Below are 11349 nucleotides of genomic sequence, written 5' to 3'. Positions count from 1 at the left end.
CCGTACTGGGCCTCCTGGCCGTAGCCGGGCTGCGTGTACTGCTGGCCCGAGGACTGCGGCTGCTGACCGTAACCCTGCTGCTGGCCGTAGCCCTGCTGGCCCGAGGCGGCCTGCTGGCCGTACTGGGCCTCCTGGCCGTAGCCGGGCTGCGTGTACTGCTGGCCCGAGGACTGCGGCTGCTGACCGTAACCCTGCTGCTGGCCGTAGCCCTGCTGACCCGTGCCGGCCTGCTGGCCGTACTGGGGCTGCTGGCCGTAGCCCTGCTGCTGGCCGTACTGCTGCTGTTGCTGGCCGTACTGCTGTTGCTGGCCATAGCCCTGTTGCTGCTGCTGACCGTATGGGGGCTGGCCGAAGGCATCGTCCGCCCGGTAGCCGACCACAGTCACGTCCGGGTCGGGCTCACCGGGCCGACGGCCGTGGTGCTGCCCGTACTCGGGGTTCTCGCCGGAATCGTCCTGTGGGTACGGCGGCTGTCCGGTGCTCACCGTGTCACCTCGCTTCGAGTGCGCATGTGGCACGTGTCAGGACACATGCCTGTGCTGCCCAACGTATCGACATAGGTATCAACAATCACCTTTCCAAGGGGTCAAGGTCCGCGTCACCCGATGTCAGATGCAGCAGCATGCGGGTGTTGCCAAGGGTGTTCGGTTTGACGTGTTCCAGATCAAGGAACTCCGCCACACCCTCGTCGTACGAGGCCAGCAACTCGGCGTAGACCTCGGGTGAGACCGGTGTGCCCTGGATGGGACGGAAACCGTGCCTCGCGAAGAAGTCGACCTCAAAAGTCAGACAGAATACACGCCGCAGCCCCAGATCCTTCGCCTGCCGGACGAGTGCCGAGACGATCCGCCGCCCGACCCCCAGCCCCCGGCACGCGGGATCGACGGCCACCGTACGGACCTCGGCGAGGTCCTCCCAGAGCACGTGGAGCGCGCCGCAGCCGACGACCTCCCCGCTCCGCTCGGCCACCCAGAACTCCTGGACGTCCTCGTACAGCGTGACCGTGGCCTTCTCCAGGAGCCGCGGCCCCGCGCCCGCGTAGGTGTCCACGAGACGCCTGATCGCACGCACGTCGGGCGTGCGCGCACGCCTGACCACGACCGCGGTCTCGGGGACTGCCACTTCGGCCACCTGCTCCATGGCTCTCCAGAGTACAGATCTCATTACGGCTCGGCCCTAAATCCCACGTCTCGGGCATCTCATCACATCCCGTGGTCAGGTGAACACGAGCCGACTTGGAGCTTTCCTCCAGACCTCAGCACCCCGAATGCTGGACAAAAGGTGCAGAAGCCCGCTTCCGTACGGCTACCCACGAGATCACCTTGTGACCCTTCAGTTGTGAAACCTCTACAGACTCGGCAGTTCCGGTTGAGCGTGAACCCGGAGTGCATTAGTGTCCAGCGACGATGTTCTCCGCGTAATGCGCGCGGAAAGACACGCCCAATTCCCGCAAGGGAAGCCGGGGAACCAACGGCGGCGAGCACCCGGCGCCACCACTTGGGGTGAATCCGACCATCTCGGTAGGGCTGCTCCGGCCCGAACCCGTCAGCTAACCCGGCCGGCGTCGATGAGAGGAGCTCGGTTGGTGAAGCGGACGTTCGACCGCTCGGGGACGTCCGGGGGCAGGCACGCCCGCCCCCTGGAGCAGGCCAGGCGCGCACGCCGCCTCGGCGTCATCGGCGTCACCGTCGCCGCGATGCTGTTCGCCGTCCCCGTCGGTTCCGCCGCCGCCGACCCGAAGCCGTCGCTCTCCGAGCTCTCCGACCAGGTGGAGAAGCTGCACGAAGAGATCGAGACGCTGGCCGAGCAGTACAACGAGCAGCGCGAACGGCTGAAGGCCGCCCAGAAGGCCAACGACTCCGCCCAGAAGATCCTGGCCACCAGCGAGTCCGACCTGGCCGCCAGGCGCGCCAGGGCCTCGCTGCTCGCCCAGAACGCCTACATCACCGGCGGCCTGGACAAGGCCTTGGCCTTCGCCCAGTCCGGCGACCCCGAGACCTTCCTCGACCGGGCCGCGACCACGTACGCGCTCGAACAGCAGCAGGGCGAGGAGGTCAACCAGCTCGCCAGGGCCATGGAGGCCGCCGAGCGGGCCAGGGCCGGCGCCAAGACCCGCATCGCCGAGGTGCAGAAGATCGTCACCGATCTGGAGAGCAAGCGCTCGAAGATCACCAAGCTGGTCACCAAGGTCGAGAGCAACCTCTACCGGCGGGCCGTCGGCGAGGCCGGCCGTCCCGGCACCCGGGCCGTACGCGTCAACCTGCCGGTCATCGGCGACGGCAAGGCGGCCCAGGCGGTCAAGTGGGCCCTCACCCAGCAGCTCAAGCCGTACGTGTGGGGTGCCGAAGGGCCGCGCTCCTACGACTGCTCCGGCCTGGTGATGGCCGCCTACCAGCGCGTGGGCATCTCGCTCCCCCACTACACCGGCGACCAGTGGACGGCCGGCACGCACGTCAGCCGCGACCAGCTTCGCCCCGGCGACCTGGTGTTCTTCTACAGCGACCTGCACCACGTCGGCATCTACATCGGCGGCGGCATGATGGTCCACGCCCCGCGTACGGGTGACGTCGTGCGGGTCGCCCCGATCGGCGGACGGCCGTTCGCCGGCGGCGTGCGCATCGCGGACTGACCAGCGCGCCCCTTCACCCAGCGCCACTTCGTCCAGGGCCGCTTCGTCCAGCGGCCCTCCACCCAGCGGCCCTTCGTCCAGCGCCCCCTCGCCGAGCGCCGTTCCGATGAGCGCCGTCAGATGAGCTGGCGGCGGGCCGCCCACGCCACGGCCTCGATCGCCGTGGCCACGCCGATGCGGTCGCAGATGCCCCTCAGCCTGCGTCGTACGGTCCGTCCGCTGATATCCAGCCGCCTGCCGACCCGATCGACGGTCACCCCCCTGGCCAGCTCGGCCAGTAACGCCAAATCCGCGTGGCTCAGCTCAACGCCTTCTGTGAGCACATCCACCGGGAGCCCTCCCCCAACAGCAGAACTCGGACCTTTCAGGCGAAGCAAGCCGCTCGTCTCGGTGAAGGTAAACGCATCGCGGAAAGGTCGTCAAGCGCAACAATCGGCGCCCTTGACCAGTGCTATTGACATGATCGCTTATATGTGACGTACTCCGCATATGTTGGCACGCCGTGGTCCGCTATGAACGGTCCAAACGATCAATTCGGCGGCCCGGTTCCACCTCCGATGAGCGCCACCGACGTGCTGGGTTTTGATCCCTCGGATCCGCAATTTGTGCGCGATCCGTACGTCCGATATCGCGAGCTGCGAGCCGCCGGGCCGATCTTCAGAACGCGCGGCGGGCTGCTCGTCGTGACCACGTACGAGCTGTGCGCGGCCGTGCTGCGCGACCCCGGGTTCGGTCACGGAACGTCCCCGCCCGCGCAGGAAGAGGCAGGTCAGCCCGGCAGGTCGTTCCTGCTCATGGACCCGCCCGATCACACCCGGTTGCGCGCTCTGGTCAGCCGCGCGTTCACGCCGCGCATGGTGGCCCGCCTCAGGCCGCGGATCGAGGCGATCACCGCCGACCTGATCGGGCGGCTGCCGGAGGAGGCGGAGCTGATTTCCGGCTTCGCGTACCCGCTGCCGGTCATGGTGATCAGCGAGATGCTCGGGGTGCCGCCGGAGGACCACGACCGCTTCCGCGGATGGAGCGAGGCCCTTGCCCGCGGACTTGACCCGATGCTGACAGATGCCCTCATGTCGGAAACGGAGCGTTCCAGGAACGAGTTCCGCGACTACTTCCGCCGCCTGATCGCGCTGCGGCGCGAGCGTCCCGGCGAGGACCTCCTGAGCGCCCTCGCACACGTCGGGGAGCTCACCGAGGCCGAATTGCTGGCGACCTGCGTGCTGCTGCTCGTGGCCGGCCACGAGACCACCGTCAACCTCATCGCGAACGGCGTGCTGAACCTGCTGCGGCACGGCCTGCTGCACCGCGCCGCCGAGCGGCCGAGGGAGGTGGTGGAGGAGGTGCTGCGCTTCGATCCGCCGGTCCAGCTCACCTCCAGGATCGCGCTGGAGGACCGCGAGCTGGGCGGGACGCCGGTGCCCGCGGGCTCGGCCGTGCTCGTGCCGATCGGCGCGGCCAATCGCGACCCGGCCGCGTTCGCCGATCCCGACCGGTTCGATCCCGGCCGCGAGCCCGGCCGGCACCTGGCCTTCGGGCTCGGCCTGCACTTCTGCCTGGGGGCGACGCTGGCCAGGATGGAGGGCGAGATCGCGCTGTCGGCGCTGGCCGCGGCGGCGCCGAAGATGGAGGCCGCCGGTCCGGAGCCGCCGTACAAGGAGAACGTGGTGCTGCGCGGGCTGGCCCGGCTGCCGGTGCGGCTCAGGCGGTAGCGTCGTAGCGTTCGCGGGCGGCCTCGACGTCCTCGATGTGCTGCTCGGCCCACGCCTTGATGGCGGTGACCAGCGGCATCAGGCTCTGGCCCAGCGGGGTGAGCGCGTAGTCGACGCGCACCGGCACCTGCGGCGTGATCCGGCGTGCCACCAGGCCGTCGCGCTCCAGGCCGCGCAGCGTCTGGGTGAGCATCTTCTGGCTGACCCCCGCGATGTGCCTGGCCAGGTCGCTGTAGCGGCGCTCGCCGGAGGCCAGCGCGCTGAGCACCAGCGTGACCCATTTGTCGCTGAGCCGGTCGAGCAGCTTGCGGGATGGGCATTCGGCGAAGTAGGCGTCGAAGGCGACTCTCGCCTGGTCACGCCGCTGCGCCGCCGTCGTGGTCGCCACGTCTCACTCCTCGCTGTGTGTTACGCACTTCCAGGTGCCTACTTACTGAAAGAGAGTAGCTCTTCCTAGGCTCGCCGGCATGACGAACATGCGTGCACTCATCGGCGGCTCCGGCGCTCCCCGGCTGGTGTCCGCGCCGCTGCCGACGGCGGGGCCCGGCCAGGTGCGGGTCAAGGTGGCCGCGGCCGGGGTCAACCCCTTCGACCTGGCCGTGGCGTCCGGGGCCCTGGTCTCGTACGGGCTGGCCAGGAAGCTCGACTCGTACGGGATCGGCTTCGACGCCGCGGGGACCGTGGACCAGGCGAGCCCGGGGGCCTCCTTCGGCGTGGGAGAGGAGGTGGTGGGGCTCAGCGCGCGGCTGGAGCTGCCGTACAAGGCGCAGGCCGAGTACGTCGTGCTGGACGCCTCGGCGGTGGCCCGCGCCCCGCGCGACGTGAGCCCCGTCCAGGCGGCCACGCTGCCGCTGAACGGGCTCACCGCCTGGCAGGCGCTCGACCGCACCGGCGTCGGGCCGGGCGGCACGCTGCTGGTCACGGGGGCGGCGGGGGCCGTCGGAGGCTACCTGGTGGAGCTGGCCGCCGTGCGCGGCGTCAGGGTGGTGGCCGCCGCCGGCGCCGCGGACGAGGAGCTGGTGCGCGGCTTCGGGGCGGAGTGGTTCGTCCCGCGCGAGGAGGACCTGGCCGAGGCCGTACGGGCGCGGGTGCCCGGCGGCGTGGACGCCGTGGTGGACGCGGCCGTGCTGGGCCTGCCCGCGCTCGACGCCGTACGGGACGGCGGCGCGTTCGTGGCGCTCGCCTCGGGGGTCGCGCCGGTGGCGCTGCGCGGGACGGACGTGGCCACCGTGCTGTTCCGCCCGGACGCCCGGCAGCTCGCGGAGCTGGTCCGCCTGGTCGAGGCCGGACGGCTGACGCTACGGGTGGCCGGGACGTACCCGCTGGAGAAGGCCGCCGACGCCCACGCCCGCCTGGCGGAGGGCGGCCTGCGCGGACGGCTCGTGCTGGTGCCCTGACCGCCCCGACCGTCCGGACCGGCGTCCCGTGCCTGCGCGGGACGCCGGACCGCGGCTCAGTGGGTGGGCTTGACCAGCGGGAACAGGATGGTCTCGCGGATGTTCTTGCCGGTGAAGGCCATGATCATCCGGTCGATGCCGGCGCCCATGCCACCCGTGGGCGGCATCGCGTACTCAAGGGCCTGCAGGAAGTCCTCGTCGAGCTGCATCGCCTCAAGGTCGCCGCCCGCGGCCAGCAGCGACTGCTCCACCAGCCGGTGACGCTGGTCGATCGGGTCGTTGAGCTCGGAGTAGCCGGTGCTGAGCTCGGTGCCGAACCCGATCAGGTCCCACTTCTCGGTCAGCAGCGGGTTGTCGCGGTGGAGGCGGGCCAGCGGCGAGGTCTCCAACGGGTAGTCCATGACGAACGTCGGCTGCACGAGCGTGTGCTCGACCAGCGCCTCGAAGAGCTCCTGGACGAGCTTGCCCGACCCCCACTTGGCGTCCCAGTGGACCTCGCGGCGGTCGGCGATCTTCCGCAGCTCCTCAAGGGTGGTCTCGGTGGTGATCTCCTCGCCCACGGCGTCGGACACCAGGTCGTAGAGCCGGATCCGCGGCCACTTCTCTATGCCGAGGTCGATCTCGACGCCGTCGTGCACGACCACGGTGGTGTCCAGGGCGGCCACGACGGCCTTCTGGTACATGCGCTGCGTCAGGTCGGCGATGTCGTTGTAGTCGAGGTAGGTGCCGTAGGCCTCGAGCATGGTGAACTCGGGGTTGTGCGTGGAGTCGGCGCCCTCGTTGCGGAAGTTGCGGTTGATCTCGAAGACCTTCTCGACGCCGCCGACCACCAGCCGCTTGAGGTAGAGCTCGATCGCGATGCGGAGGTAGAGCTCCATGTCGTAGGCGTTGATGTGGGTCTTGAACGGCCGGGCCGTCGCGCCGCCGTGGATGGGCTGCAGCATCGGGGTCTCGACCTCGAGGTAGCCCTCCTCGTGCCAGAAGTCGCGCACCGCGCGCACGGTCGCGCTGCGCACCCGCGCCATCTTCCTGGCCTCGTCGTTGACGATGAGGTCGACGTAGCGCTGGCGCACCCGCGCCTCGGGGTCGGTGAGGCCGACGTGCTTCTCCGGCAGCGGGCGCAGGCACTTGGCGGTGATCTGCCAGCTGTCGGCGAGGATCGACAGCTCGCCGCGGCGGGAGGTGATGACCTCGCCGGTCACGCCGACGTGGTCGCCCAGGTCGACGTCGCGCTTCCAGGCCGCCAGCGACTCCTCGCCGACCTTGTCGAGCGAGATCATGACCTGCAGGTCGGCGCCGCCGTCGCGGAGCGTGGCGAAGCAGAGCTTGCCGCCCACGCGGTTGAGCATGACGCGGCCCGCTACCCCGACCGTCTCACCGGTGGCGGTGTCGGGCTCCAGGCCCTGGTGTTTCTCCCTGACCTCGGCGTTGGTCGCCGTGCGTGGGAAGTTCACCGGGTAAGGGTCGACGCCCTCGCTGCGGAGGCGGTCGAGCTTTTCCCTCCGGATGCGCATCTGCTCTGGAAGTTCCTCGCTCACAACAACAAAGCGTAGGGGATACGGCGAACTGCAAGCGCTCGTGACGGTTCCCTGCAGGGGCGCTGCAAGGACCCTTTTGTACCAATGACTCACGAGCTCCGGAGGGAGCCGGCAAGGAGCCGGCCCGGGGGGAGCTCCGGGAGAGATCATGATGAAGAAGATCGCGACGGGCATCCTCGCCATCGCCGCCACCAGCGCCGTGGCCCTGTCGCTTCCTTCGGCCGCCAGCGCCACCACCGCCGACTTCGACGACTACTCCGACTACTGGGGCCCGGTGTACGCCAAGTACCACCTGGCCAAGGCCCAGGGTCACGTCAGCGTCGAGTGGGACGAGGAGGACTCCAACGAGGTCCACGTCACCGGCCGGCTGTACGACCTGGACAACCGCGACTACGACGAGGGCGGCAAGTGCGCGTACGTGAAGTTCCAGGCCGAGGACTCCGACGGCGACTGGTCCACGGTCTACACCAGGAAGTACTGCGGCTTCCCCGGCTACAAGAAGTTCCACTTCGAGGAGAACGACGTCTTCACCCTGCGGGCCAAGGTCTGCCAGGTTCCCGAGCAGGGCACCTTCGCCACCAAGTGCGGCCCCTGGAGCGAGCTCTACAGCGCCGAGAACGAGTGACCCTCGCCGGCGACACCACGATCGACAGGCGGCCCCCTTTCCGAGCGGGGGCCGCTTGTCACGTTCTAAGCGGTATTGCGGTGATAAATCAGGCGCAGGCCGATGAGGGTCAGCCACGGCTCGTGCACGTCGATCGAGCGGGACTCGCCGACCACCAGCGCGGCGTGGCCGCCGGTCGCCACGACGGTCACCTCGTCGGGGTCCTCGGCCAGCTCGGCGGCCATGCGCTCGACGATGCCGTCGACCTGGCCGGCGAAGCCGTAGATGATGCCGGCCTGCAGCGCCTCGACCGTGTTCTTGGCGATCACCGAGCGCGGCCTGACCAGCTCGACCTTGTGCAACTGGGCGCCGGCGGCGGCCAGGGCGTCGACCGAGATCTCGATGCCGGGGGCGGTGACCGCCCCGACGTACTCGCCCTTGGCCGACACCGCGTCGAAGGAGGTGGCGGTGCCGAAGTCGACGATGATGCACGGGCCGCCGTACTGGTCGATGGCGGCCAGGGCGTTCACGATGCGATCGCTGCCCACCTCTTTGGGGTTGTCCATGCGCACCGGCACGCCCGTGCGCACGCCGGGCTCCACGATCACGGCGGTGACGTCGCCGTAGTAGCGACGGCACATCTCCCGCATCTCGTTGAGCACGCTCGGCACGGTCGAGCAGATGGCGATGCCGCTGATGTCGGCGCCCTTGAGCAGGGGTGACTGGGCCAGCAGCCCCTGGAGCACGACGGCGATCTCGTCGGCGGTGCGGCGGGCGTCGGTGGCCAGCCTCCAGTGCTCGATGACGTCCTCGCCCTCGAACAGCCCCAGCACCGTGTGCGTGTTGCCGACGTCGATCGTGAGCAGCATCAATTACCCCCGCAAATCCAGTGCGATGTCCAGGGCCGGCGCCGAGTGGGTGAGCGCTCCCACCGCAAGGTAGTCAACGCCAGTTTCAGCCACATCACGAGCCGATTCCAAGGTCAATCCCCCACTCGCTTCAAGCGCAACCCTGTTTTTCGCCCGACTTTTCACGATTTGTACGGCATGTACGGTGTCCTCGACCGTGAAGTTGTCCAGCAGGATCTCCTCGGCGCCCTCGTCCAGCAGGGGCTCCAGCTGGTCGAGCCGGTCGATCTCGACCTCGATCGGCACCTCGGGAAAACGCTCCCGCACCGCGCGGTACGCCTCGGCCACGCCGCCGGCCGCCACCACGTGGTTGTCCTTGATCAGGGCCGCGTCCGACAGCGACATGCGGTGGTTGACGCCGCCGCCGCAGCGCACGGCGTACTTCTCCAGGGACCGCAGACCCGGCAGGGTCTTGCGGCTGTCGCGCACCCGCGCGCGCGTGCCCTCGATCGCGGCCACCCACCTGGCGGTCAGCGTGGCCACCCCGGACAGGTGCGTGAGCAGGTTGAGCGCGGTGCGCTCGGCGGTCAGCACGGCCCGCGTCGGGCCCTCGACCGTCATCAGCACGTCGCCGGCCGCCACCCGCTCGCCGTCCTTGGCCCGCCGCTCGGCGCGAGCGGCGCCCAGCCGCAGGAAGACCGCCTCGGCCACGGCCAGCCCGGCCACCACGCCGTCCTTGCGGGCCACCACGTCGGCGGCCGAACGCTGCTCGGCCGGGATCGTGGCCAGGCTGGTCACGTCGCCCGCCTCCTGCAGGTCCTCTTCGAGCGCGCGGTCGATCAGCGCGTCGACCTCGGCCGGGTCGAGCCCGGCGGCGGTCAGCTCCTGCGCCAGCCGCGGCGGCATCGCCTCGCCGTGCGGGGTGTACGTCATGCGAAGGCCCTCCTCGGTCAGGGTCACGTCCAGGTGGCCCAGCCACTCATTGTCGTCGCGGCTCTCGTGGTCCTCGCGCCAGTGGGAGCCGCGCGTCTCCAGCCTGGCCGCCGCCACGCCGGTCAGGACGGCGGCGACGGTGAGGAGGTTGCTCGCCTCCCACGACTCGGTGCAGGCGGGCACCTCGACCGGCGTCCAGAGCGCGTCGCGCAGCGCCTTCGACGTGGCCTGCAGCGACGCGCGGCTGCGCAGCACCCCGGCGCCGGCGCTCATGTGCGCCTGGATCCTGGGCCTGGCCCTCGGGTCCACCAGGCCCGTCGCGGCCCGCCCGTCGACCGGCTCGCCCGGCTCGGGACGCGTCCGGTGGATGTCCTCGGCGATGCGCTCGGCGAAGACCAGGCCCTCAAGGAGCGAGTTGGACGCCAGCCGGTTGGCGCCGTGGACGCCGGTGCAGGCCACCTCGCCGCAGGCGTACAGACCCTCGATCGAGGTGCGGCCGGACAGGTCGGCGCGGACGCCGCCGCTGGCGTAGTGGGCGGCCGGGGAGACGGGGATCGGCTCGGTGACCGGGTCGATGCCGTGCTCCCGGCAGACGGCGTAGATGGTGGGGAAGCGGCTCTCCCACTTGTCCCTGCCGAAGTGGCGGCCGTCGAGGAAGACGTGGTCGCGGCCGCTCTCGCGCATGGTCCTGGTGATCGCCTTGGCCACGATGTCGCGCGGGGCCAGGTCGGCCAGCTCGTGCACGCCCTGCATGAACCGGTTGCCCTCGTGGTCGACGAGGAAGGCGCCCTCGCCCCTGACCGCCTCGGAGATCAGCGGCTGCTGGCCCGTCGAGCCCTCCCCCAGCCACAGCACGGTCGGGTGGAACTGCACGAACTCGATGTCGCGCACGACCGCCCCCGCCCTGAGCGCGAGCGCCACGCCGTCGCCGGTGGACACGACCGGGTTGGTGGTCGCGGCGTAGACCTGGCCCATGCCGCCGGTGGCCAGCACGACCGCCCGCGCCAGGACCGCCCCGACGCCGTCACGGGCGCCCTCGCCCATGACGTGCAGGGTCACTCCCCTGGCCCGGCCGCGGGCGTCCTTGAGCAGGTCGAGCACGAGCGCGTGCTCGATCACCTCGATCGAGCCGGCGCGCACCGCCTCGACCAGCGCCCGCTGCACCTCGGCGCCCGTGGCGTCGCCGCCGGCGTGCACGATCCGGTGACGCCGGTGGCCGCCCTCCCTGGTGAGCTGGAGCTCGCCGTCGGGGGTGCGGTCGAACCGGGCGCCGCGCTCCATGAGCCGCCGCAGCGCGCCCGGCCCCTCGGTCACCAGGGTTCGTACGGCCCTGGTGTCGCACAGCCCGACCCCGGCGAGCAACGTGTCGCTCAGGTGCTCCTCGGGGGTGTCGCGCGGGTCGAGCACGGCGGCGATGCCCCCCTGGGCCCACTTGGTGGACCCGGCGGACAGCACGTCCTTGGTGACGACCAGGACCTTGGCCGCGGGATCCAGCTCGGCATGACGCAGCGCCACGGTCAGGCCCGCGACGCCGGAGCCGACGACGACCACGTCCGCCTCGACCGTCCAGCCGGGTTCGGGGGCCGTCAGACGCCGGGGAATCGCCGGTGCACTCATGGGGGTCTCCTCACTGAGGCGATTTCGTCACTATGACGATAACGCCTCCCGCAGCATGGACATGCCCCGGGGGC

General features: G+C 70.4%; 10 protein-coding genes, 1 pseudogene and 1 riboswitch. Of the genes and pseudogenes, 4 read left to right on the top strand and 7 right to left on the bottom strand.

Annotated features, from left to right (window positions below):
• A pseudogene (locus ACIBQ8_RS27700) lies at positions 1-485 on the bottom strand (hypothetical protein); the annotation flags it as partial.
• Positions 486-570: 85 nt separating this feature from the next.
• Positions 571-1140 (bottom strand): amino-acid N-acetyltransferase, encoded by a 570-nt coding sequence (locus ACIBQ8_RS27695; protein ID WP_397178520.1) that lies wholly within the window; start codon positions 1138-1140, stop codon positions 571-573.
• Positions 1141-1427: 287 nt separating this feature from the next.
• Positions 1428-1579: riboswitch (cyclic di-AMP (ydaO/yuaA leader) on the top strand.
• A 6-nt stretch (positions 1580-1585) separates the two neighbouring features.
• Between ACIBQ8_RS27695 and ACIBQ8_RS27690 the strand changes: the two genes are divergently transcribed.
• Positions 1586-2629: an NlpC/P60 family protein gene (locus tag ACIBQ8_RS27690; RefSeq protein ID WP_397178519.1), complete on the top strand. Its 1044-nt coding sequence runs from the start codon at positions 1586-1588 to the stop codon at positions 2627-2629.
• 116 nt (positions 2630-2745) lie between these two features.
• Here the strand turns inward: ACIBQ8_RS27690 and ACIBQ8_RS27685 are convergent, their stop codons facing one another.
• Entirely contained in the window at positions 2746-2958 is a 213-nt protein-coding gene (locus tag ACIBQ8_RS27685) for a LuxR C-terminal-related transcriptional regulator (protein WP_132597751.1), read from the bottom strand.
• A 276-nt stretch (positions 2959-3234) separates the two neighbouring features.
• Between ACIBQ8_RS27685 and ACIBQ8_RS27680 the strand changes: the two genes are divergently transcribed.
• Positions 3235-4338 carry a cytochrome P450 gene (locus ACIBQ8_RS27680; RefSeq protein WP_397193337.1) on the top strand — a complete coding sequence of 368 codons (1104 nt, stop codon included), beginning with the start codon at positions 3235-3237 and terminating at the stop codon, positions 4336-4338.
• Here ACIBQ8_RS27680 and ACIBQ8_RS27675 read toward each other — a convergent pair.
• A complete protein-coding gene (locus tag ACIBQ8_RS27675; RefSeq protein ID WP_397178517.1) occupies positions 4328-4726 on the bottom strand; it encodes a winged helix-turn-helix transcriptional regulator in 399 nt (132 codons plus the stop codon). The two genes, ACIBQ8_RS27680 and ACIBQ8_RS27675, sit on opposite strands and share 11 nt — an antisense overlap.
• Before the next feature lie 79 nt (positions 4727-4805).
• Between ACIBQ8_RS27675 and ACIBQ8_RS27670 the strand changes: the two genes are divergently transcribed.
• A complete protein-coding gene (locus ACIBQ8_RS27670) occupies positions 4806-5735 on the top strand; it encodes an NADP-dependent oxidoreductase (RefSeq protein WP_397193336.1) in 930 nt (309 codons plus the stop codon).
• A 56-nt stretch (positions 5736-5791) separates the two neighbouring features.
• Here ACIBQ8_RS27670 and lysX read toward each other — a convergent pair whose 3' ends face one another.
• On the bottom strand, positions 5792-7273 hold the full coding sequence (gene lysX / locus ACIBQ8_RS27665) for a bifunctional lysylphosphatidylglycerol synthetase/lysine--tRNA ligase LysX (protein WP_397193335.1): 1482 nt from the start codon (positions 7271-7273) through the stop codon (positions 5792-5794).
• A gap of 148 nt (positions 7274-7421) precedes the next feature.
• On the opposite strand from lysX, the gene ACIBQ8_RS27660 reads away from it, so the two are divergent.
• Positions 7422-7898 carry a hypothetical protein gene (locus ACIBQ8_RS27660; protein ID WP_352318638.1) on the top strand — a complete coding sequence of 159 codons (477 nt, stop codon included), beginning with the start codon at positions 7422-7424 and terminating at the stop codon, positions 7896-7898.
• A gap of 65 nt (positions 7899-7963) precedes the next feature.
• Here the strand turns inward: ACIBQ8_RS27660 and ACIBQ8_RS27655 are convergent, their stop codons facing one another.
• On the bottom strand, positions 7964-8746 hold the full coding sequence (locus ACIBQ8_RS27655; protein ID WP_397178514.1) for a type III pantothenate kinase: 783 nt from the start codon (positions 8744-8746) through the stop codon (positions 7964-7966).
• Between the two features lie 3 nt (positions 8747-8749).
• Positions 8750-11275 carry an L-aspartate oxidase gene (locus tag ACIBQ8_RS27650; protein WP_397193334.1) on the bottom strand — a complete coding sequence of 842 codons (2526 nt, stop codon included), beginning with the start codon at positions 11273-11275 and terminating at the stop codon, positions 8750-8752.
• Between the last annotated feature and the right edge of the window lie 74 nt (positions 11276-11349).

The sequence above is a fragment of the Nonomuraea sp. NPDC049646 genome (genome assembly GCF_044465525.1).
In the GTDB taxonomy this organism is placed as follows: Bacteria; Actinomycetota; Actinomycetes; order Streptosporangiales; family Streptosporangiaceae; genus Nonomuraea.
The sequence above is the reverse complement of the archived record's forward strand: the minus strand, read 5'-3'. Positions and strand labels throughout refer to the sequence as shown.

Bases quoted from the DNA above. Each gene is read 5' to 3' on its own strand.
- ACIBQ8_RS27655 (WP_397178514.1), bottom strand. From the start codon at position 8,746: ATGCTGCTCACGATCGACGTCGGCAACACGCACACGGTGCTGGGGCTG.
- ACIBQ8_RS27695 (WP_397178520.1), bottom strand. From the start codon at position 1,140: ATGGAGCAGGTGGCCGAAGTGGCAGTCCCCGAGACCGCGGTCGTGGTC.
- ACIBQ8_RS27670 (WP_397193336.1), top strand. From the start codon at position 4,806: ATGACGAACATGCGTGCACTCATCGGCGGCTCCGGCGCTCCCCGGCTG.
- ACIBQ8_RS27650 (WP_397193334.1), bottom strand. From the start codon at position 11,275: ATGAGTGCACCGGCGATTCCCCGGCGTCTGACGGCCCCCGAACCCGGC.
- ACIBQ8_RS27660 (WP_352318638.1), top strand. From the start codon at position 7,422: ATGATGAAGAAGATCGCGACGGGCATCCTCGCCATCGCCGCCACCAGC.